The organism is Pseudomaricurvus alkylphenolicus, from assembly GCF_011683955.1.
In the GTDB taxonomy this organism is placed as follows: Bacteria; Pseudomonadota; Gammaproteobacteria; order Pseudomonadales; family Cellvibrionaceae; genus Pseudomaricurvus; species Pseudomaricurvus alkylphenolicus.
Genome location: NZ_JAAQPI010000002.1, coordinates 668,032 through 690,085 on the forward strand (window position 1 = coordinate 668,032; position 22,054 = coordinate 690,085).

17 protein-coding genes are annotated in these 22,054 nt (G+C 55.2%); 6 read left to right on the forward strand and 11 right to left on the reverse strand.

Translation table 11 applies throughout. The features are described from left to right. Nucleotides 1-18: 18 nt before the first annotated feature. The 10 genes from HBA55_RS08305 to cysQ all read right to left on the reverse strand — a co-directional run bounded on the left by HBA55_RS08305 (nt 19) and on the right by cysQ (nt 14,248). Nucleotides 19-2,559, reverse strand: coding sequence for a TonB-dependent receptor plug domain-containing protein (locus HBA55_RS08305; RefSeq protein ID WP_166989292.1), 2,541 nt, complete (start codon nt 2,557-2,559; stop codon nt 19-21). Between the two features lie 315 nt (nt 2,560-2,874). Beyond that, a complete protein-coding gene (locus HBA55_RS08310) occupies nt 2,875-5,703 on the reverse strand; it encodes a TonB-dependent receptor plug domain-containing protein (RefSeq protein ID WP_166989294.1) in 2,829 nt (942 codons plus the stop codon). A 38-nt stretch (nt 5,704-5,741) separates the two neighbouring features. Next, a complete protein-coding gene (locus HBA55_RS08315; RefSeq protein WP_166989296.1) occupies nt 5,742-6,935 on the reverse strand; it encodes a FecR family protein in 1,194 nt (397 codons plus the stop codon). Nucleotides 6,936-6,961: 26 nt separating this feature from the next. Then, nucleotides 6,962-7,486, reverse strand: coding sequence for an RNA polymerase sigma factor (locus HBA55_RS08320; RefSeq protein ID WP_166989298.1), 525 nt, complete (start codon nt 7,484-7,486; stop codon nt 6,962-6,964). A gap of 92 nt (nt 7,487-7,578) precedes the next feature. Beyond that, on the reverse strand, nt 7,579-8,832 hold the full coding sequence (locus HBA55_RS08325; protein WP_166989300.1) for a hypothetical protein: 1,254 nt from the start codon (nt 8,830-8,832) through the stop codon (nt 7,579-7,581). After that, entirely contained in the window at nt 8,816-11,149 is a 2,334-nt protein-coding gene (locus HBA55_RS08330) for a putative bifunctional diguanylate cyclase/phosphodiesterase (protein ID WP_166989302.1), read from the reverse strand. Before HBA55_RS08330 ends, HBA55_RS08325 begins: the two co-directional genes overlap by 17 nt. Next, nucleotides 11,139-11,846, reverse strand: coding sequence for a methylamine utilization protein (locus HBA55_RS08335; protein WP_166989304.1), 708 nt, complete (start codon nt 11,844-11,846; stop codon nt 11,139-11,141). Before HBA55_RS08335 ends, HBA55_RS08330 begins: the two co-directional genes overlap by 11 nt. Before the next feature lie 111 nt (nt 11,847-11,957). Further along, nucleotides 11,958-12,704, reverse strand: coding sequence for a J domain-containing protein (locus tag HBA55_RS08340; protein ID WP_166989306.1), 747 nt, complete (start codon nt 12,702-12,704; stop codon nt 11,958-11,960). Between the two features lie 245 nt (nt 12,705-12,949). Next, entirely contained in the window at nt 12,950-13,171 is a 222-nt protein-coding gene (locus HBA55_RS08345; protein ID WP_166989308.1) for a hypothetical protein, read from the reverse strand. Nucleotides 13,172-13,393: 222 nt separating this feature from the next. Beyond that, on the reverse strand, nt 13,394-14,248 hold the full coding sequence (cysQ, locus tag HBA55_RS08350) for a 3'(2'),5'-bisphosphate nucleotidase CysQ (protein WP_338109377.1): 855 nt from the start codon (nt 14,246-14,248) through the stop codon (nt 13,394-13,396). Between the two features lie 113 nt (nt 14,249-14,361). On the opposite strand from cysQ, the gene yrfG reads away from it, so the two are divergent. From yrfG to HBA55_RS08380, 6 genes are all read left to right on the forward strand, one after another. After that, on the forward strand, nt 14,362-15,015 hold the full coding sequence (gene yrfG, locus HBA55_RS08355) for a GMP/IMP nucleotidase (protein ID WP_166989310.1): 654 nt from the start codon (nt 14,362-14,364) through the stop codon (nt 15,013-15,015). After that, entirely contained in the window at nt 15,012-15,422 is a 411-nt protein-coding gene (locus tag HBA55_RS08360; protein WP_166989312.1) for an RNA-binding S4 domain-containing protein, read from the forward strand. The genes yrfG and HBA55_RS08360 overlap by 4 nt, the downstream gene beginning before the upstream one ends. Before the next feature lie 49 nt (nt 15,423-15,471). Beyond that, nucleotides 15,472-17,004: a S1C family serine protease gene (locus HBA55_RS08365; RefSeq protein WP_166989314.1), complete on the forward strand. Its 1,533-nt coding sequence runs from the start codon at nt 15,472-15,474 to the stop codon at nt 17,002-17,004. 16 nt (nt 17,005-17,020) lie between these two features. Continuing rightward, entirely contained in the window at nt 17,021-17,488 is a 468-nt protein-coding gene (locus HBA55_RS08370) for a DUF4124 domain-containing protein (RefSeq protein ID WP_166989316.1), read from the forward strand. Between the two features lie 98 nt (nt 17,489-17,586). Further along, complete coding sequence (gene hslO, locus HBA55_RS08375; protein WP_166989318.1) at nt 17,587-18,474, forward strand: Hsp33 family molecular chaperone HslO; 888 nt, start codon at nt 17,587-17,589, stop codon at nt 18,472-18,474. A 222-nt stretch (nt 18,475-18,696) separates the two neighbouring features. After that, nucleotides 18,697-20,256, forward strand: coding sequence for a phosphoenolpyruvate carboxykinase (locus tag HBA55_RS08380; protein ID WP_166989321.1), 1,560 nt, complete (start codon nt 18,697-18,699; stop codon nt 20,254-20,256). A 79-nt stretch (nt 20,257-20,335) separates the two neighbouring features. Here HBA55_RS08380 and HBA55_RS08385 read toward each other — a convergent pair whose 3' ends face one another. Further along, a complete protein-coding gene (locus HBA55_RS08385) occupies nt 20,336-21,949 on the reverse strand; it encodes an alpha-glucosidase family protein (protein WP_166989323.1) in 1,614 nt (537 codons plus the stop codon). Between the last annotated feature and the right edge of the window lie 105 nt (nt 21,950-22,054).

Genomic DNA, 22,054 nt, shown 5'->3' on the forward strand with positions numbered 1-22,054 from the left:
CCAATAGCGACGGACTATTTAGAATGAGTAATTGACGCGCCCGTAAACAAAGCGACCATTGATGCCGAAGGGGCTGGCTTCCCAGGGGTAGGAGAAGCTGCCACCGGTAATCAGGCCGGGAACGGTCAGCGGTGTACCATCAGCTGCAACCTTGAGCTTGTCCGGGTATTCGTCGAACAGGTTGTCAGCACCGACGGTGACACGCAGGCCATTGTCGAAGTTGTAGCTCACATCCAAATCGGCGATCCAAACACCACCGACATTGCGCGCGGTGTCGACGAAATCGTCACTACCATCACCATCCACATCGATGGGCACATCACCGGTCAGGCTCTCGGTAAAGTAGGAGGTCTTGATCTTGCCGTAGCGGTTGAAGCGCAGATTGGCATCCCAGTTTTCCTTGTTCCAGGCAAACGAGAGGCTGAAGCGCTGGCGTGGCTGGCCGGTTTCGGTGAGGTCCACTTGGGCTTCGTCAAAGATCATATGCTCGGCGATACCATCCGGAGCGTTGATATTTTCGACCGTGGTGCGGTTGTAATGAACCACGCCGGTAATGACAAGGCTGCCCCAGCTGTCCAATTCGAGACCATAGTCAGCCACCAGATCAACACCGGTGGTTTTGGTGTCGATGGCGTTGGTAAAGAACTGGGTCTGGGCGTAACCCAGTGGATCCAGTGCTTCGCGAATCGGGCAGCTGCCAATCACGGAACAATCTCCGCCTTCGGGAACGATATTGCCGGACAAGACAATGCGGTCATCAATCTCTGCGTAGTAGGCATCGACGGTCAGCGTGAGCTCTTCCCAGTTCCAGACAAATCCCAGACTGGTGTTAAAGGAGGTTTCCTCCTTGAGCTCATCCACACCCAGCGCCAGGGCGACGTCACTACCTTCAGGTGCGTGCAGGGTTTGAGCCAGTCCATTGGGACCGAGGTTGGTGAACAGAGAGGTGAAGGCACGCTGGTTCAGGCCCGGCGCACGGAAGCCGGTAGAGATGGCACCACGCAGAGCGAAGTCATCCAATACATCCCAGCGGAACGACAGCTTGCCCGTCGTATTCGGGCCCACATCGCTATAGTCCTCATAGCGGACGGCGGCGCCCACCAACAGGGCGTCGGTGAGGCTGGTTTCCGCATCGAGATACAGGGCGTAGTTGTCTCGGGATTCACTGGTGGTGACTTCCGGACGGAAACCGGGGTAGGCCTGCATGCCGGCGGGCGCCAGTTCCGTGGGAGCATCCGGCGCGTAGATGGGCACACTGAAATCATCGTTGGGTCCATAGGCGTATGAGTGGAAATCACCTTCGTTGATTTCATAGCTCTCATCGCGGTATTCAACGCCACCGGCGACGTACAGAGTGTCCGGAAGGCCCACCGACAGCTCACCGGTTATGTCCAGGTTGAATGTCTTTTGTTCGAAGATGATCGCACCGTTATCGGCAGAGGTGGGACTGTCGGCGCCCAGGGATACATTGACGGACTGCTGGGTGCCGTTTTCAAATTCGTTACGGCCGTAGGTGAAGCTGGCGTCCATGTTCCAATCGCCGATCAACTGGGTGCGGTAACCAAAGCTGAAGGAGTCGTCTTCCACCCGAGTGGTTTGCAACGGCAGAAACCCATTCGGGAACAGCGCGTTGACATTGCGGGAAGAATCCGCGAAACGATAGAACCCGCCAGAGACACCTTCGCGGCGGGATACACCGCCAAAGGCATAGAGCTCGCCCTCGCCGAGGGGCAACATGGCGTTGACGAACAGATACTCGTTTTCAGAGTCGGCATCGCCAATGCGCATGCTGACACGTTCGTCTTCGAAGCGGTTATCACCGTGGGCGCGGTTGGTGGCATCGCGGTCGCGAACCTCAGCGGTGACGTTGATGTAGCCACCATCGCCAATATCAAAACCGGTATTGGCATTCAGCGTGAGCGTGTCGCCATCATTCTCGCTGGTTTGGCCAACGTAGGCGCCGACATCGGTGGTTTCAGTCTGGGACTTGAGAATAATGTTGATAACACCGGCGATGGCATCGGAGCCGTATTGTGCGGCGGCGCCGTCACGCAGAACTTCGATGCGCTCGATGGCGCTGGTGGGGATGGAGTTGATGTCGGTTCCGGAGGAGCCTCTGCCGACAGTCTGCTGAATATTGATTTGTGCCTGGGAGTGACGGCGTTTGCCGTTGACGAGCACCAGCACCTGATCGGGGCCGAGGCCACGCAGCGTTGCCGGTCGAACAATATCGGTACCGTCACTCACCGTAGTGCGCGAGAAGTTGAAGGAAGGTGCCAGCTTCTGCAGCAGTGCGCCGGTTTCTGTGGCTCCGGTACGACCGATGGCGTCGCTGTTAATCACGTCTACGGGGACTGGGGTTTCCGTGGCGGTACGCCCCGGTACGCGGGTACCCACGGTAATCACTTCTTCGATTTCGAGGCCCGGTACCATTTCGGTCTCGCCGGCCACCAGGCTCGTGTTTGCGGTCAATCCGGTTGCCAGCACGGACAGCATGATAGCTCGGGCCAGTGGGCTTTTAGCAAAAGAAGGGGTGGCAAAAGATGGGGTCAGACTCATAGTGTCTCCTCACAGTGTACATCGGTGTTATCACTTTTATTTGGCCAGGGAGATCTCTCCCCTTTCGATGGCCTGTTCCGGTAACTACGAAGAAGCGGAAAAAATCCTCTATGGACGAGCGGTCACGATGCGGTTTCCATGGCACCAAAATTCGTTTCTGGAGATTGACATGAGCAACAAAATTGCGAGGACTCAGGGTTTTTGAAGTGAAATTGAAAGCTTTTCGCCGGAAATGAAGAGATTTGAAGATAAAGTTGCTAATTCAACTTTTTGGGGAAACATGGATATTTCACAGCAAAAAACAGCGGATGGTGGTCAGAACTGCCCTTGTAAACGGGTGTAGTAAAAAGCCCCCTGAATGCCAAAAGGTGTCGATTCCCAGGGATAGACAAAACTGCCGCCAGTAATAAACGAAGGCACGCTGTCGGAGGCCAATTTATCCGGTTGCACATCAAAAAGGTTGTTGGCGCCGATGGCAACCCGGATGGAAGGGGTAATCTGATAACTGATATCGACATCCGTGAGCCAGGCGGCCCCACTTTTATGGACTTCGTCTTCGGCGCCCGGTACATCGACTCCGAGAGAAGGCTCTGTAAAGTAAGAGGTCTTTACTTTGCCGTAACGGTTGAGCATAAGCCGGACCTGCCATTGGTCCAGGGCCCAATCGGCGACCAGAGACAAGCGCTGGCGCGGTTGCCCGGTTTCAATCAAGTCCACCTGGGCGTCTGAAAACAAAACTTTGGCCTCAATACCTGCCGGAGGGGATATATTCTTAACTTCTGTTTTATTGTAGTGAGCCGTTGCGTTCAGGTGTAACAGCCCGTGAATGCCCAGATCCCAATCGCCGCTGATGACCAGATCGGCACCTTGGGTTTGGGTATCTATAGCATTGGTAAAAAACTGCACGGCACCCACATTCCGGTTAAGGGCCTGCAAAACCTGATCAAGCGCGCACTGGGAGCCGAGGATGCAACTGACGCTGTCTGCGGCGATGACGTCGGTCATCACAATGCGGTCTTCAATGTCGATATAGTACCAGTCGAGGGTGACATTCAGTGCACTCTTGGGCGTCCATACCAGCCCCATGCTCAGATGGGTGGAGCGTTCTTCCTGCAGTGGTTGTACGCCCAGTGCGGTGTTTGCGGCACTGCCTTCAGCGGAGTGCAGGGTATCGGTCAGCAGGTCTGGGCCAATGTTGGTGAGCACGTTGGTGAAGGCGCGTTGATTGAGCCCGGGTGCCCGAAAACCACTGGAAATGGCGCCCCGCAGCGCCAGTCGATCATTGCCCTGAAAGCGAAACGACAATTTACCCGTGCCATTGGCCCCAACGTCTTCGTAGCGCTCCAATCGAAGCGCGCCGCCCAGTCGCAACCTGTCAGTAACATCAGTTTCGGCATCCAGGTAAAACGCCAGGCTGTCGCGATCGGCGTTGACATTGGAGCGAAATCCAGGGAACGCCTGCATGCCAGCCTGGGCTGGGTTGCGCTCACTGCCGTCCGGGCAGGCATCCGGATCGGGCCAATTGGGGCAGGGATCCAGTGGGCTTGGGATAAACACGTCGAAATTGTCGTCCGGCCCATAGGCATAGGAAGCAAATTCACCCTTGCGCACCCGGTATTGTTCCTCCCGGTATTCAACGCCCGCTGCCAGGTAGAGGGGAGTTGCCAAGTAGCCTTTGAGTTGGCCACGCAGGTCCCAGTTGGCACTCAATTGCTGGAATTCAAGATAACCGTTATCCGCTGATGTTGGGCTGTCGACCCCCAGGGAGACATTGACGGAGCGCTGAGTGCCCTGGGTGAAGCGATTGCGGCCATAGCTCAGGCTGGCATCCATTTGCCATTGCTCGGAGAATTCCATGATCCAACCCAGAGTCAGGCTTTCGTCATCGACCTCAACCTGCTGCAGCGGCAAGAAACCCTGAGGGAATAATACGGGAACATAACGTGAGCTTACGGGAGGTTGTTCGGGGCTGGCGCCAGCCGCGCGATAAAAACCGGCCGATTGGCCTTCGCGCTGTGACAGACCGCCAAACCAATAGGCTTGTCCCGCTGATACATCCAGGGCGCCATTAAAAAACAGCGCCTGAAAATCGTTTTCTGCCTCACCGATGCGCATACTCACCTGGGGAGGTTCAAAGCGTTGGTCGAGACCGGCTCGATTACTCTGTTGACGGCGCAGCGATTGCAGGCTCAGGTTAAAGTAACCCCCTTCGCCGATTGTCCAACCGGTATTTACATTGAGATCGGCGGTATTGCCATCGCCGGCCTTGCTCTGGCCGTAGCTGGCTTGAAGCTCGGTGCCTTCGGAGCGATTCTTCAGAACAATGTTAATCACCCCGGCAATGGCATCGGAGCCGTACTGGGCGGCGGCACCATCACGCAGCACCTCTACGCGTTCAATGGCCACCAGTGGGATGGCGTTGATATCGGTACCCGAAGAGCCGCGGCCAACGGACTGCTGAATGTTAATCTGGGCCTGAGAGTGTCGACGCTTGCCATTGACCAGCACCAGCATTTGGTCCGGGCTTAAGCCGCGCAGCGTCGCCGGTCGCACAAAGTCGGTGCCGTCACTGACCGTGGTGCGAGAAAAGTTGAACGAGGGGGCCAGGCTCTGCAATCGCTCACCCAGGCCGAAGGTGCCAATCTGCTGCAGCATGTCACCGGCAACGATATCAACCGGCACCGAAGCCTGGGAGGAAGTATGGCCCCTGACACGGGTTCCGATAGTTACGATCTCTTCTATCAGATTGCTGCGGCTGACCTCTGCCGCCGGTTCAGCCGGCAATGGAGCTGAACCGCGCTGCGGGCGTGGCGCGGTCCTGCCACTGCCTGGGCGAATGACAAGGGCTCCCTCACCCAATACCTCAACCTGGAGACGAGTGGCGCTCAGCAGATGTTGCAACGCATCCAACAGGGGGAATTCTCCAATGAGCTCCTGGCTGATGGCACCACCGAGATCCCTGTGGGCGTAAATCAGTGCGTCCACTCCGGATTGTTGGATAAACAGTGGCAGTGCGCTTGAGAGTGGTTGGCTGGGAATATCGAAGCGAACAAGCGCCTGCCTGCTCGCGTTCGGGCCGGGCTGGGCAGACGCCGACCAGACTGGCACCGGCCCCGCGGTGAGACTGCCGAGGGCAAGAGTCAATAAAAGTGTTCTAAGAAAATCCGGGTTCGGAGTGGGGCTCACTGGTGCTCAGGTTCTTTCTTGTAGAGCAGTGTAAGGTAAGGCGTAACGCCCACCGCGTCTACATCAAAAGAGGTTTCCAGAGCCGCAAGTGCGGTTTTTGTATCGCCAGTGGGAAATACGCCGCCGATTCTAAGGTCTTGTAGAGCCGGATCCATAATGACAATACGGCCGTCGCCATAGCGGTTTAGCTGTTCTACGAATGACTGCAAAGAGGTGTTGTCAAAATAGAGTTTTTGTTGGCGCCAGGCCAGACGCTGGCTGACCTCTTGGGGTGGGCGTTCGGTAACCCGTCCCAGATGGATGCCTTCAGATTCGCTGCGGTACACCAGCGACTGGTTCAGCGACAGACGTTGCTGTTCTGAGGATGTCAATCCGGAATCGCTCGCGCTGACCTCGACTATGCCCTCGGTAACCGTCACCTGTACGTCATCACCCCGATCATAGACACAGAATGCCGTACCGACGGCGGTCACAGCACCACCTTCCGCTTCCACGACAAAGGGTCGGTTGCTGTCGTGGGCGACCTCAAAGAAGGCCTCACCGGAACGCAATTCCAACCGACGTTGATCTTCGCTGAAGTCCACCACCAGATAACTGTCGGTGTTAAGTGTGATTGTGGAGCCATCTTCCAGTACATGGGTCAGTTGTTGGCCCCGATCCGTGCGATAGTGCCCCTCAGGCAGAGGCGCAAATTGATAGAAGCCGAAGCTGATCATCAGTACAACAACGGCTGCTGTTGCCATTTGACGCCACGCGTGGCTGCGTGGACCGGAGATGTCGGCAATGCCTGCAGCCGGTCGGGCGACGGCTTGAATAGCCGGCTGCTCCAGAGTGCCCGGTTGTTCCTGTGCATCAAAATTGGAAGCAGAAACCTGAGCCGTTAGCTCATCGCTCAGGAATTCGACGCCTGGCGGCGCCTGGATGCTATAGAGGTCAAACGCGTCTATCCCCTCGGCGTCAATCATCGTTTGCAGCTGGTTGGAACGGGCCTCGGGCAATGCGGCGAAGTCATCGATCAGGCCCCAGGCTGCTTGTGCCTCTTCAAAGGCCTGGCGGTGCTGCTCACTGTCTTGCAACCATTTGTCCAGGCGAGTCTGGTCCTCAGCGCTGAATTCGCCGCCATCCAATCTGATCACCCAGTGCCTAGCCTGGTCCTGGATGTTGTCCGTGTCTTCCACTGCGTCCACCATCGTGGGTCTCTGGTTACCTGATGTATCTATTGCTCATGCTCGCCGGACTGCCGGTGCTTCTTCATATGGGCCTGGCAGCGGGCCAGTCCGGCCACCAGGTGTTTCTCTATAGTACTTACGGATAAGTCCAGTTTTTCCGCAATCTCCTTGTGGGAAAAGTGATAAAACTTTCGCAGAATAAATACTCGCCGACATTTTGGAGGCAAATTTTCTATTGCTGCGCAAAGTGCATCATACTCCTGCTGTCCACTCACCTGTCGTTCCACGGACGAAACCGGATCCATCATGTCATCGACTTCGGCTTCGGGATCTACCTCGCTGACCTTGCGGTGTCGAATACGATCGATCATCAGGTTGCGGGCAATCGTGAACAGAAAGTTCTTTGATTGCGCCATGTCCACAGAGTCACGGTGTTTCTGAAAACGCAAAAAAGTCTCCTGCGTCAGATCCTCCGCGTCCTCATTGGAACGCAGATTGGATTGCAGGAAGCGTTTTATCTGGCTGTGGTATTGTTCGTAGACGTGGCCCACGTCTCGATCCACATTCTTCATTATTATCCTGATGACTCTGGGGATTAGCTCTCCGAGCGGCTATTTTATGCGTAAAAGGGTGACAGGCGCCAGAAGGGGGGGACTCTCAGAAATCAGAATCCAACTCTTAGCACCAGCTGCAGTTGGCGTTGAGTCTCCTCGGTGGGCCAATACCACAACCTACGATTTTCATTGTCGCTGGTGACCTCCAGATATTCAGCGCCCACCTGCAGGTGTTTATTGATCGGGTAGCGCCAGGTGAGCGTCCAGGCGTCGCCCTGGCTGTCGTTGGGATCCATGGGGTAGTGGTCCGTTTCGGTGGTGTCGAACCAATCGTAACGCAGGCTAAGGCGGTGCTTTTGATAGCGGTGGCTCAGCATCAGGTACCAGGAGCTGAAGTCCAGCTCCACCGTCGGATTGCCCATCTCGGTGGCTCCTTGCATCCACTGGGCCAGGAGCCGGGTCTGGCGATTAAAGCGGTATTGCCAGGCCAGGGAGGTGAAGCGGGTGTTCCAGGCATATTGACCTGATGGCTCCAGGGTGCCGCCGTCACCTCGATTATCATAGTAATAGAGACGCACATCACTTTGCCCCTGATAGCGCCAGTGGCCGCCCAGGTAATAACCCGGTCGATCGTCAGTTTCCTTAAGGGGCTCCACCCAATTTGGCTGCCGCTCAAGCATGCCGCGGAAAGACAAATAGTTTGCAAAGGCCACCCGTTCACCGGCCAGCGTCTGGCGATCATGCAGCGCCCAGCCGCGCCAGGCCAACAATGTGCCATTGCCGTCATTGTGAGCGAACACGGAGCCCACCAGTGTGTAGGTATGGGGAGAATTGTAGCGTCGTCCCGGGCGGGTCCATTGATATTCGGCACCGGCTACCCTTAATTCTTCGCCTAACCAGCTGTTGATCGCAGAAAACGTATAGGTGTAGGGGCTGTGCCAGCCCGGGCCAACATTTTCCAGCGACATCACCGGGTAGAATAATCCGATACGCAGGCGTTGCTTCCAGCCGTCACCAAGAGGAGACCAATCCAGATGGGCCTCGGTAACGCCAAGGCTCTGGTCGCCATCGTCGTAACCCAGCAGGCTCAGGTGAGCACTCCAGTGATCACTGACATCGTAACTGGCTTCCAGTAACGCCTGGTTGAACTGCAAGCCGTTTTCGTCTTCGTCAAAACGTGTGACGCCGGTGCCTTCTCGCAACCAACTACCCAGCCAGGGGGTGTCGTTACTGTGGCTGGACCAGGAAAGTTGAGCGAAACCGCTAAGCTCCAAACCCTCCGGCAGTTTCGCGACAGCCATCGACGACAGGCAACACAACCAGGCTGCGAACAATAGGGGCTGGGCCTTAGGAGCATTCCTCATCAGCGTGGTTCCAGTAGGTGGTCTGTTCGATCCATTGTTGAAAATCAGCGGGTTTCATCGGTTTGGCGATAAAATAGCCTTGAGCAAACTCCACTCGATACTGACGCAGTATATCCAGTGCCAGTTCGTCTTCAACTCCTTCCGCAACCACGGACAATCCCAGATTGTGTGCCAGGTCGACCGTTGACTTGACGATCTTGGCATCGTCACTGTTGTTGGCCATATCCATAACAAAGGCTTTGTCCACCTTGAGTTCAGACACCGGCATTTGCTTTAGATAAGCCATAGACGAATAACCGGTACCAAAGTCATCGATGGACAGTTTGATGCCCATGCGCCGAAGCATGTCCAGCGCGCGTATGGCCGCATCCGGCTCATTCATAACGGCGCTTTCTGTCACCTCCAACGTCAGGTATTGAGCATCCACGCGATGCTCACTGAGTTGCTGTGAGACGTAGGCGGGCAGCGACAGATCCACCAGATCCAGTGCGGAAATATTCACCGCGAAACGCAGGCGAATACCCTGTTTACGCCATTCGCAATGTTGTCTTAATGCGGTGCTGATAGCCCAGTGGGTCAGCTCGCGAATGGTGCCACTTTGTTCGGCCAGTGGAATAAAGTCGTCAGGATTAATAAAGCCGTGCTCGGGATGGACCCAGCGTACCAGTGATTCAACACTGACGATGTGCTGAGTGTGTAAACACAATTTTGGTTGGTAAAACAATTGCAGCTGATCTTTTTCGATGGCAAGACGCAGCTCAGACATCAAATTCAGCCGCTTGATGGAGAGCGTGTTGAAATCGCTCTGATAAGTCAGGCTGGAGTGATGACTTTCTTTACACTTGTAGAGAGCGATGTCCGCGCACTGCATCATGCCATAGGCACTGTCTGAGTGTTGTGGATAAAGCGCCAATCCGAAACTCGCATCGACGTCCAGATGAACACCTTCCACGTCGAACGGCAGATCAAACAGGTTGGTGTATTGATTGACTACGGCAGTGACGTCATAGCCGTCGATATCGCGCAGTAGTATGGCGAATTCGTCACCGCCCACGTGGGCGTAGAAAGCATCGGCAAGACTCAGGGATTCGAGGCGACAGGCGATGAGTTTCAACAATTGGTCGCCGAAATTGTGGCCAATGGTATCGTTGATTTCCTTAAAACGGTCCAGATCCAGCATCATTACTGCGAAAGGTTTCCCGGGCTCACTGGCGATTTTGTCCTGCAGTGTACGAATAAAACTGTTGCGGTTGGGCAAGTCAGTTAAGGAGTCATAGTAAGCGAGCTGGTTGATTTCCTGTTCACGGGCGTTAATACCCGCCTGCATGCCTTCGAAGGCCTGGGAAAGGTGCCGTACCTCCGTGGTCTTAAACGACGGGATTGGGCTGTGGTAATCGCCGCCTGCAATACGTTTGGCGACGTCGGCCAGGGTTCGCAGCGGTCGCGTGACACTGCGCGATAGATACAAAGACAGAAAGAACGCAGCCACAATGGCCAGCGCCAGCTCCAATACCACTTGTGCACTGAGTTGCGTGAAATTCAGAAAGGCGCTGCTTGATTTGATCGTGAACACAAATGAAATATCGTCACCGTGTTCGGGGTTGGACTGGAAGCGGAAAGCGATATGGGCTTGATCACCGATATCCACTTCGCTGTTGGTATCCAATGGAAGGCTGCTCAGAGTGTGGTTGATATCGCTGGCGCTGATCGGTGAGGTGCCGACCACGTAGCGATCTCCATCGTACACATGAACGTCAAATCCCGTCAGCTTTTGGACCTGTTCGTCGATCATTCGCCGCAGGTTGATGCCCATCAGCAGCCAGGCATCGACGCTGGGCTGCTGTTCCAAAAATTTAACGCCGCTGGCGCCCACCAGGTAAACCTGGCCATCGGCACCACGCAGGTGGATTTCATCCTCAACAAAGCCAGCAGGACTCAAACCTGTGGGGCCTCCGTTGGATAGCAAGGGCTCTTCTTGCTGGTCGAAAACCTGGGTAAAGTCGGCACCGGCACGACCCTGCTGGCTGACCATCACAGCCTGCAAAGATTCCGGGTCTTCACGTCCACTGGCAATCAGTTGCTTGGTGTTAAAGTCTTTGGCGGCATTTTGCAGGGCGCCGCTGAGGGTGTTGCCATCGTTCTTGAGTTTGTAGAGAAACACCTGCCGCGAGGTGTTGAAATTCTGTTGCAATTGCGATCTGGAATGCTGGTAGGCAGACCACAGTGTTGTTACCGAAACCAGCGCGGTGATGAGCACCAGAATCAGCACCACGATTGCCAGAATTTTGTTTTGCAGCGAGGTCTGTTCAGTAAACATCAAACTCGTCGGCCTCGTTGTTCAGCTTCGGATGCAAAGGGTGCTGCAGTTGGTAGACCTGTACGCCGCCTGTGCTGCCTTCCACTTGCTTCTGGCGACTGACATCGTCCGTCTGAAAACGTGGATGCCACACCTGTAGTTGATAACTGCCGTCTGGGACTTCGAAGTGTGCCTGACCTTTCTCATCGGTGCGACTGAACTGGGGGGAACGCGAAACGTAAATATACCCCACCATCCAGTCGTGAACATTGCACCCCAGAGCGACGATACCCGGTTTGTCGAAGATCAGTGGATCGGGTTGTTGCTCCTTGTAGAGCTTGAGCTGAAAACGTTTTGCGGCAGAAAAGGAATAGACGTGGTGTTTGATTGAATCGGAATTGGGAAACACTACGGGAGTGCCCTGCTGAACGGCCAGCACATGTGGTTTGAACTGTTTATTCACCTGATCCATAGAGGCCTGGGCTGGATTGGCCGCGGGGGTCAGGCTCGGGTGCTGGAGTTCAACCACGGCACCCTCAAACGGTTCGCCCTGGTTGTCCAGCACCATAATGGTCAGGGCAGCGGCCTTGGAAGCATAAAGGCCCAGCGATAGACCCAACGGTAAACACAGGACCAGCAGCCATAATGATCGGCAGAGGCGGGTTGCAGGGCCGGGGGCGGGCATGGTTGGGTCCTTCAGCAATGTTGTCTGAAGCATAATCGTCCTTGCGGGCAAACACCAGTTTGAGTAACGAAGCGCCAATATAGACCATCAAAATGACCAAATTACTCAATGATCAAGGCTGGGATTGGGATCGAATATGCGTGGCTAAAAGATATTTTCCGCAACCCAGGCATCGGAGTGCTCAAGGGGTTCGATGGGTTTCTCGATTACAGGTTTGCTGACCGCCGGGGTAACCACGGAGGGAGAAGGGGAATAATGGTCGATATTGTCCTGTGTTCCCGTCACCGGCCAAAGGGCCAGCACGGCAAATGACAGTCCAGCGACAATCATGACCAGGCGCCGATTGGAGTTGTCAGTCAACGGCTGGTGCAACGATTGGTCCCGCACCAGCGTTTGATTCTCCAGCGCTTGTTGCTGCCTGGAGAGAGCCTCGGCAACCTCCACATCTCGCAGGGCTCGCTGCCGGGCGGTTTCGCTAAGCCTGCGGCGATGGGCCTCCAGAGTGGTGAGTACTTCGCGGTAGGGTTGCAGGTTCGCTTTGCGCGTAGGGTTGGGAAGACCGGCGACTCTGTCGCCTGGGAGTGCCCTGGAGGGGATACTTGCACGCGTTGGCGCGCAACGGCGACGTCGACGTTCAATCCACTGGTCATGCAAGCGGCGCTGGTGTTCGTCAGACAGAACGCTATAGGCCCGGTGGATACATTGGAAGCGTCTGACCTGGCGCTCATCTCCGGGCGCCTTATCTGGGTGATGTTTCTGGCACAGCTGTTTGTAGGCGCGGCGAATTTCGTCGGCGCTGGCTGACTGGGAGACACGAAGATTATGGTAATGAGTGGTAAACGCGTCCTTGCGTATAGGCTCTACTGCTTGAGAAGGGTTGCCAGCTATCATGGGTCACGCCTCCGCAGTGCTCTGCGTCAATCCATTGGTTTTTTGTTGTGGGCGAGAAGCTTTGTTTGACTAGTTCGGTGTGAGAAGCAAATTCACAGCATGTATAGTATCGATCTGCGGCAAATTTTCCGTGAACCAGTTAACGTTTTTGTCGCCTCTGTTATCTATTCGGCACAATAAACACGTCTTGCCCTCATCGAGGGCAGGCGCTTGAAGACAAAGGCCCGGTACAGGTAGTGGGCTGTTTAGCGGACTCCGGCCATGGGCAGGGAGGTGAGCATTTCCCGGCGGGAGTGGATCATTTCCTTGTAGGTCTGTTCCAGGGAAAAATCCACCAGACCATCGCTGATTTTCAATTGTTCAAGCCTGCGCTCCAGGCCGGTGATTTCTCGAATTAACTGTTCGCGCATAACACTGGAATTGTGGTCGTCAACATTGACCAAAGAGGTGGCTGCAGAGTGACTCATAACGCTTTCCCCAGAGCTGCCGGGCACCTCGACCATCGTGATGCCCTTCATTCAGCATAGACAGCGGTTGCAGGAAAGTCGCGCCCAACACCCATTACAGGTGGTTTTTGGCCGCATTTCCCCGGTTTTTACTCAAGAACGTCAGAGTGTTTTACAGGTAGGAGCCCTCAGCTGGTTAACTTAGAGCCCTCAGCTGGTTAATTAGAGCCCTCAGCTGGTTAATCAGCTCTCTAAAATCCCCGCCCAATCAAACTGAGGGTCTCCCACCACGAAGAAGTGAGGATTCAGCAAACTCTCGCCCTGGTTGCACTGCAGCGGTTCAAAATGATCATTCAGCACCGCTCCGCCGGCAGCTTCAACGATGGCCTGAGCAGCGGCGGTATCCCACTCACAGGTGGGCGCCAGTCGCGGATAGAGGTCTGCCGCACCTTCGGCGATCAGGCACAGCTTGAGAGAGCTGCCCAGGCTGCGGGTATTTACTTCCCCCAATTGTTCGCCGACTCTGTTCAACAGTGCCACTACCTCGGCCGCTCCGTGATTGCGGCTGGCGACAACCATGACCGGCCGCTCCCTGGTGCCCAGACCTTCAACAGAGCGGCTTTGGAGAGCATGGCGCTGGCCCTGTTCGCATTTGAATGCCACCCCCTTGCCGGTCGAGTCTGTATAGCCGCCATAAGTCACATCTGTTACCGGGACATGGACAACACCCAGAATAGGCCGTCCCTCATGCACAAAGGCAACATTAACGGTGAATTCGCCGTTGCGATTGACAAACTCTTTGGTACCGTCCAGTGGGTCTATCAGCCAGTATTGTGGCCACTGTCGGCGCACCTCGTAGTCGGGAATGGTGCCTTCTTCGGAAAGCACGGGAACATTGGGCAAGAGTGACTGTAGCCCCGGTTCCAGTATCGAGTGAGCAGCCAGGTCTGCTGCGGTCACCGGCGAATCATCGGATTTAGTATCAACATCAAAGCCCTCGCTGTGGTGGTAGACCTCCAAAATGGCCTCTCCGGCTTTTCGGCACAGTTCAATAACCTGGTCTAGCAGGGATTCGGCTCTCAGAGGAGGTAGAGGCACATCAGACTCCGGGTAAAAGCGCCATTATATCGAGCTTTTCTCCTCCCGCTACGGCGACATGATCGACATTTTTCAGGCATACTGGCCGCTGACTGCAGCGACTGAAAAGCACCATGATTGACTGGAAAAACATAGATACCGTTCTGCTGGATATGGACGGCACCTTGTTGGATTTGCATTTTGACAACTACTTCTGGCTCACCCACCTGCCAAGGCGCTATGCCGAGCACTATGGCATCACTGAGGCTGAGGCGTTGGAGAAGCTCAGCGCCCATATCAAAGCTCACGAAGGCACCCTGAACTGGTATTGCCTTGAGTACTGGTCCGAGTTTCTGGGAATGGATGTTCTATCGCTGAAGCAGGAAATCCAGCATAAAATCCAGATTCGCCCTTTTGTGGTGGAGTTTCTGCAGGCGTTACAGCGGCAGGATAAGCGATTGGTATTGATTACCAATGCCCACCCTCAAAGTCTGGGGCTCAAGCTGGAGGTGACGGAGATAGATCGCTGGCTGCATATGGTGATTTCCTCTCACGAGTTTCAGCAACCCAAGGAAGCCCAGGCCTTCTGGCAGCAACTGCGCCAGAGAGAGCCCTTCGATCCCCAGCGCACACTGTTTATTGATGATACGGTAAGAATCCTGGATTCCGCCCGAGAGTTTGGGATTCGGCACCTGTTGTGCCTGCATCAGCCCGACAGCCAGCGTGAGCACCGAAATATAGAAGCCTATCCGGCCATTCATCACTTCGACGAGGTTATGCCCGTATGAGCGCTTCGGAACTTCAGCGTGTGCGCATCGACAAATGGTTATGGGCGGCCCGATTCTTTAAAACTCGCAGCCTCGCCAAGCAGGCGATCGATGGCGGCAAAGTGCATTGTGAGGGGCAACGGATCAAACCCAGCAAGGAAATCGAAACCGGTGTGAGCCTGACGATCCGCCAGGGCTGGGACGAAAAGACCGTGGAAGTGGTGGCACTGTCTGATCAGCGCCGTGGTGCCCCGGAAGCGGCATTGCTTTACAAGGAAACCGAGCAGAGCATTGCCAAGCGTCAGGCCGAGGCAGACCAACGCAAGGCGTTGCGGGGCACAGGCATTCAAACCGAGCGCCGACCCACTAAAAAGCAGCGGCGCCAGATTCACCGCTTTCGAGAGCAGGACACTGCCACCGGTGATTAGTGCTGCTGTCTGTTAAAGGATGCAAGAAGGACGTAAGAAAGGAACACCTATGGAATCCAAGAAGTACTCTATCAGTCTTTCCCGGTTCGCCCTGTTGGTCCTGATCATATCTGGACTGTCCAAAGGAGCTGTGGCCGCTGATACCGCGAAAAAGATCGAGCGATTGAAGGACGCAGTGGTCAAAATCCATACGACCTCCACGCCGCCCGACTACTTTACCCCCTGGAGTCTGCTCAATGCGAAGCAGAGCAGTGGCTCAGGCTCGGTGATCAGAGGCAATCGAATCCTCACCAATGCGCATGTGGTGGCTGATGCCACCTATATCCAGGCGCAGAAGCACGGCGATCCGCGTAAATATCTGGCTCGGGTCGCCTTTGTCTCCCACGAGGCAGATCTGGCCCTTTTAGAGGTGGAGGACCCATCCTTTTTCAAGGGGCTGCGGCCCCTGAAAATAGGTGATCTGCCGGAGCCCCTGCAGGAGGTGTCCGTATTTGGATATCCTTTTGGCGGCACCACCCTAAGTATCACCAAGGGCATATTGTCCCGGGTGGAACATCAGTTTTACGCCCACGCAGGCGGCTACCTGTTGGCAGGGCAGATCGATGCGGCCATCAATCCAGGCAATAGCGGCGGGCCGGTGATAGTCGATAATCGCATTGCCGGTGTGGTCATGCAGGCAAACACCAGCGGAAGGGCAGAAAACCTTGGCTACTTTGTGCCACCAAGCGTGATAAAACATGTGCTCAAGGACGCTGAGGATGGCCAGCATGATGGTTTCCCGGACTTGGGCTTTCGATCTCAGGAGCTTGACAGCCCGGCCATGCGGCAGGCCTATGGTGTCGCCGATCGCAGAGGTGGAATGCTGGTGGCACATGTCTTTGAGGGATCTCCTGCAGACGGCAAATTGCTTCCCAATGACGTTATCGTTGCCATTGACGGCTACAAAATTGCCGATGACAGCAGCATTGAATTTCGCAAGAACCTGCGGACAAATTTCAAATATGCCATAGACCAATACCACCGGGGTGACAACGTCGACATCTATCTGGTGCGTGCCGGCGAGGAAATGAAGGTTACCTTGCAAGTGGCCCCCGGCCATCGCAACTACAGCCTGGTGCGACCACAGCAATTCGAGCAGATTCCACAATACCTTATCTACGGTGGCGTGGTGTTTGTACCGCTCAATATGAACCTGATCAAACGCTGGGGGCGGGATTGGCATCGCCAGGCGCCCGTATCCTTTCTCCATGCACGAAATAGTCGCTCCAGTACCGAGAAGCAAGAGTTGGTGGTAGCCTTGAAGGTGTTAGCCGCCGATGTGAATCTGGGCTACCACGACTGGAAGAACTGGATTCTCAGCAGTGTGAATGGCGAGCCTATTCGCGACTTTGAGCAATTTTGCCGTCTGGTGCTCGAAAACCAGCATGAGTTTACGACACTGCTGGATGATCAGGGCTACCAGATGGTCATTAACCATGCTGAAGCGGTGGCAACCGAGGCTCAAATCCTTGCACGCTATCGCGTTCCCAGGGCCAACGGCTGTCAATTGACATCTGAATCCGAGCCCCAGGGGCTTCGCTAATTTCAAGGTGTCCATTATGTCTACTCGTTTACTGATCACGACAGCCGTGTTGCTGGTACTTCTTCCTGGCGCGGCAATAAAGGCCGAAGTTTACCGGTGGGTGGATGACCAGGGGCGCGTTCATTACAGCGACAAGAGACCCTCCCAAGCTGAGGCAGAGGACATCTCTGATGATCTCAAACCGGTGAATGTGGATGAGAGCAATCGCGAGCGCACCAAAATGGAGCGCCTGTTTCGAAAGAAGACCGATGCCGAATTGGCACACGAACAACAGCAGCAACAACAGCAACAACTCCAGCGGCAAAAACACGAAAATCAGTGTGAGCGTGCCCGCCGAGCTTTGAAGGGCATGCAGGGGCGGGTCGTGTTTCGGAGGGCTGATGGCAGTGAGGAGGTTGTCTCCGAGAAGGAGCGCGAGCGCAGGGCCGAGGCCTTTCGCCAGCAGATACAGCAGCATTGTCCCGGTGCCGCCAATTCCCGTTGATCGCCGGGTCGCTGCCTTGCTGTGATCTGGCGGTCGGGAAATCTGCCGTGGTAGAATCGCCGCCCGCGATTCCGCCTATACAGCACCGAGCCAAAGTCATGTCCAGTTCCGATTTGATGCACCGATTCCTGTTTGACCACACCGACATCCGCGGGGAAGTGGTCACCTTGAAAGATACCTACCGACAGGTGTTGGCTAATAACCCGGGTTTACCCCCATTGGTGCAGGCACTGCTGGGTGAATTCGTGGCGGCAGTGAGCCTGCTGTCCAGTACACTCAAATTCGATGGCATTCTGACCTTGCAGGCCCGTGGCGATGGTCCGCTGTCATTGATCATGGCCGAATGCAGCCACCATAAGGCCGTCAGGGCAGTGGTACAAACCGCCGAAGGCGCTGATTTCAGCGGCTTGGAGTCCGCCAATCTGCAGCAGCTGCTCGGTACCGGTATGCTCGCCATTATCATTGATCCCGACAAGGGAGAGCGCTACCAGGGTATCGTGCCTATGGATAGCCCTCATCTCAGTGGCTGTCTGGAGCACTATTTTGCTCAATCCGAACAACTGGCGACCCGGTTTTGGCTGGCATCGGACGACCAGGCCTCCAGCGGCCTGATGTTACAGGCCCTGCCTCGTCAAATCAGCGCCAGCGCAGAAGAAAACCAGGACCACTGGGAAACCGCGACTCAGTTGGCCGATACGGTCAAGAATGAAGAGTTGCTGCAACTGGATCACGCCGATCTGCTCTATCGCCTTTTTAATGAAGAAGAAGTCCGAATGTTTGACCCCGTCGGTGTCCGGTTTGAGTGCAGCTGCTCTCGCGAGCGCTCCGCCAATGCCCTGGTATCCCTGGGGCGCAAGGAAGTTGAGGCGCTGCTGAGTGAGCAGGATATGATCTCTATTAACTGCCAGTTCTGTAACCAGGTATATGCCTTTGGGAGTACCGATCTGGAGGAGATTTTCGGCGACAGGGAATCTCCCATTCACTGACCAGACCGCCGCTTCCAGGGCTGATTAAAAAAGCGGCAATACGGGATCGATTCGCATTTGGTTTTCTGACATAATAGCGCCCCCAAAATTCAGACCAACCCTCGGGCAATGCATCCGGGGGGGATATAACGATATACAGACTGCCTTTTTCAGCTCCAAATCAATTCGATGAGGGCCGCTGCGAAAGGCCAACAGGCCACAAGCTGACAGGACTACAAACGAATGACACAGATTGATGACACGGCTCCGACCGTATACACCGACCTCACCTCTGCCGAGTTGGTCGAACAGGCGCTGCAACGCGGTGAGGGTTACCTTGCCCACAGCGGTGCCCTGGTTTGTGAAACCGGCAAGCGCACCGGTCGTTCCCCCGCTGACCGCTTCACCGTGGACGAGCCCTCCACCTCAGAAAGCATCGATTGGGGTTCTGTAAACCGTCCTTTCGCCGCCGACAAGTTTGATACTCTGTGGAGCCGTGTGGAAGAGCACGTTGCCCAGGTGGACACCTTCGTTTCCCATCTGCACGTTGCGGAAGATGCCGATCACTACCTGCCGGTTAAAGTGACCACCGAAACCGCCTGGCACAATCTGTTCGGCCGTAACATGTTTATCCGTACTGCCAACTACAACCCCAAGGCTAAGGAAGAATGGAACATTCTCCACGCCGCCAACTTTGTCTGCGAGCCCGAGCGCGATGGCACCAACTCAGAAGCTGTCGTTATTGTCAATTTTGCAGCTCGCAAGGTACTGCTGGCAGGCATCAAGTACGCCGGCGAAATGAAGAAAGCCATGTTCGCTGTACAGAACTTCCTGCTGCCTGAGAAAGACGTGCTGCCTATGCACTGTTCCGCCAACGTCGGCAAAGAAGGCGACACCTGCTTGTTCTTCGGTCTGTCCGGTACCGGCAAGACCACTCTGTCCGCTGACCCTGAGCGTTACCTGATCGGTGACGACGAGCACGGTTGGGCCAAGGGCGCTGTCTTTAACATGGAAGGTGGCTGCTACGCCAAGACCATCGATCTGTCACAGAAAAACGAACCTGTTATCTGGGATGCGATCCGCTTTGGCGCCATCGTGGAAAACGTTGTTCACAATGACCAGCGTGTACCCGATTACTCCGACACCAGCCTGACAGAAAACGGCCGCTGTTCTTACCCGCTGGAGCACGTTGAGCTGCGAGTGGAAGAAAACCGCGCCGGTGAGCCCAAGAACGTTATTTTCCTGACTTGTGATGTATCCGGTGTTATTCCTCCGGTATCCATCCTGTCCAAAGAAGCCGCGGCTTACCACTTCCTGTCCGGTTACACCGCTCGCGTTGGCTCGACTGAGATGGGCGCGGCCGCAGGTATCAACCCGGCTTTCTCCACCTGTTTCGGTGCTCCGTTTATGCCGCGTCCTGCCCGTGAATACGCTGAGCTGTTGATGAAGCGTGTTGAAGAGTTCGATGCTAACGTATACCTGGTTAACACTGGCTGGACCGGCGGCAGCGGTGGTCCTGGCGGCGAAGGTTCGCGCTTCCCGATCCCTGTCACCCGTGCCGTCGTAGCGGCTTGTCAGAACGGTTCACTGGAAGGTGTTGCCACCGAGACTCTGGAAACCATGAACCTGCAGATTCCTACCGAGGTTCCCGGTGTCGACAGCAAGTACCTGAACCCGCGTGAAGCCTGGTCTGACAAAAGTGCTTACGATGATGCGGCAGGCAAGCTCGCAGGACTGTTCGCCGAGAACATCAAGAAGTTTAACGTCAGCGCTGAAATTGAGGCTGCCGGTCCTCAGGCGTAATTGCCAGTAGCCCGATTTTAGGGACACAAAAAAGCCCCGCTTCCATTCGGATGCGGGGCTTTTTGGTTTAGGCACTCAGTCAAAGCGTCCCAAAAAATATTCCGAATGGTGGCAATTGCACGCCGGCATTTTCTACAGTCAATTCATAACCACCATGCCCGGTCATTGATTTAACCGCAGCAGGAAGCTCCACACGAATCGCTGAATTGTTGAAGTTAAAACACGCCAGAACTTGCTGCTCCGGGTGTCGACGCAGGAACATCAGAACGTTATCCGCTGAATCCATAAACTCAATGTCTCCCAGGCGCAGGGCAATCTGTTGTTTACGCCAGCGTTGAAACTGTCTGTAATGGTTTAATGTCGAATCGGGCTGACTGTCCTGTACATCCACCGCGATTTCACGATGGGATTGTGGCACCGGCAGCCAGGGGGCGGTAGTGCCAAAGCCACCATTGGTTTCGCCACTCTGCCAGGGCAGAGGCGTGCGACAACCGTCCCGGCCTTTAAAATTGGGCCAGAATGCGATGCCGTAGGGATCTTGTAACTGCTCAAAAGGAATCTCCGCTTCCGGCAAACCCAGCTCCTCACCCTGGTAACTGCACACCGCTCCGCGCAGCGATCCCAGCATGGCGTTGATCATTTTAGGCAGTTGTTCGCTATGCTGGCCGTTACCCCAGCGGCTCATCACCCGAGCGACATCGTGATTGCCAACCGCCCAGCAGGGCCAGCCGCCTTCCATTCGACGCTCCAATGTTTCCACCGTTGAACGAATATAGTCGGCAGAGAAGTCATCCACCAATAATTCAAAACTGTACGCCGTGTGTAGTCGATGATCCCCTTCGGTGTACTCTGCCATGGTGGCCAATGAATCCTCCGAAGAGATTTCACCGAGGGCAACCGCACCCGGATAGCGATTCAGCCGTTGGCGCAGTCGTTCCAGAAACGCCAGGTTTTCCGGTTGCGTGTTGTTGTAGTAGTGGTACTGGAATGCATAGGGGTTATCTTCACTAAAGCCTCGACCCTGGCGCTCTTGCGGTGGCTTCGGAGGATTGTCCCGCAACTGAGCGTCATGGAAGCAGAAATTGATCGCATCAAGACGCAGCCCGTCCACACCGCGCTTGAGCCAGAACTCCACTTCTTCCAGCATCTGCTGCTGGACATCCGGGTTGTGATAATTCAAGTCTGGCTGGCTGTCGAGGAAGTTATGCAGGAAGTATTGACCGCGGCGAGGTTCCCATTGCCAGGCGCCGCCACCAAAAATGGATAGCCAGTTGTTCGGAGGCCCCCCGTCTTCATTGGCATCCGCCCAGACATACCAGTCCGACTTGTCGTTGTCGCGGCTCTGGCGGCTTTCCTGAAACCAGGCATGTTGATCGGATGTGTGGCTGAGTACCTGGTCGATAATCACTTTTACGCCTGCTGAGTGGGCACACTCGATGAGGTCGTCAAAGTCTTTCAGGGTGCCAAAAATAGGATCGATATCCCGATAATCACTAATATCGTAGCCAAAGTCTTTCATGGGAGACTTAAAGAAGGGGGATACCCAGATGGCATCCACACCAAGGCTGGCGATGTAGTCCATCTTTTCAATGATCCCGGCGATATCTCCGATACCATCACCATTGGTATCGTACAGGCTGCGTGGGTACACCTGATAGATTACCGCTCCCTGCCACCAGTTATCCTGCACCATAGATTACGCTCCAACACTCTTGATTCAGATCTATAATTTTTCTACGGAGCGCTTCGAGATCGCACTCCGGTGTTCAGGCTAAAACGATACGTGAATGCTCAATTG

Excerpts from the sequence above, each read along its gene's own strand:
- HBA55_RS08305 (WP_166989292.1), bottom strand. The coding sequence starts at position 2,559 with ATGAGTCTGACCCCATCTTTTGCCACCCCTTCTTTTGCTAAAAGCCCA.
- HBA55_RS08315 (WP_166989296.1), bottom strand. The coding sequence starts at position 6,935 with ATGGTGGACGCAGTGGAAGACACGGACAACATCCAGGACCAGGCTAGG.
- HBA55_RS08320 (WP_166989298.1), bottom strand. The coding sequence starts at position 7,486 with ATGAAGAATGTGGATCGAGACGTGGGCCACGTCTACGAACAATACCAC.
- HBA55_RS08325 (WP_166989300.1), bottom strand. The coding sequence starts at position 8,832 with ATGAGGAATGCTCCTAAGGCCCAGCCCCTATTGTTCGCAGCCTGGTTG.
- HBA55_RS08330 (WP_166989302.1), bottom strand. The coding sequence starts at position 11,149 with ATGTTTACTGAACAGACCTCGCTGCAAAACAAAATTCTGGCAATCGTG.
- HBA55_RS08335 (WP_166989304.1), bottom strand. The coding sequence starts at position 11,846 with ATGCTTCAGACAACATTGCTGAAGGACCCAACCATGCCCGCCCCCGGC.
- HBA55_RS08340 (WP_166989306.1), bottom strand. The coding sequence starts at position 12,704 with ATGATAGCTGGCAACCCTTCTCAAGCAGTAGAGCCTATACGCAAGGAC.
- HBA55_RS08345 (WP_166989308.1), bottom strand. The coding sequence starts at position 13,171 with ATGAGTCACTCTGCAGCCACCTCTTTGGTCAATGTTGACGACCACAAT.
- yrfG (WP_166989310.1), top strand. The coding sequence starts at position 14,362 with ATGATTGACTGGAAAAACATAGATACCGTTCTGCTGGATATGGACGGC.
- HBA55_RS08360 (WP_166989312.1), top strand. The coding sequence starts at position 15,012 with ATGAGCGCTTCGGAACTTCAGCGTGTGCGCATCGACAAATGGTTATGG.
- HBA55_RS08365 (WP_166989314.1), top strand. The coding sequence starts at position 15,472 with ATGGAATCCAAGAAGTACTCTATCAGTCTTTCCCGGTTCGCCCTGTTG.
- HBA55_RS08370 (WP_166989316.1), top strand. The coding sequence starts at position 17,021 with ATGTCTACTCGTTTACTGATCACGACAGCCGTGTTGCTGGTACTTCTT.
- hslO (WP_166989318.1), top strand. The coding sequence starts at position 17,587 with ATGTCCAGTTCCGATTTGATGCACCGATTCCTGTTTGACCACACCGAC.
- HBA55_RS08380 (WP_166989321.1), top strand. The coding sequence starts at position 18,697 with ATGACACAGATTGATGACACGGCTCCGACCGTATACACCGACCTCACC.
- HBA55_RS08385 (WP_166989323.1), bottom strand. The coding sequence starts at position 21,949 with ATGGTGCAGGATAACTGGTGGCAGGGAGCGGTAATCTATCAGGTGTAC.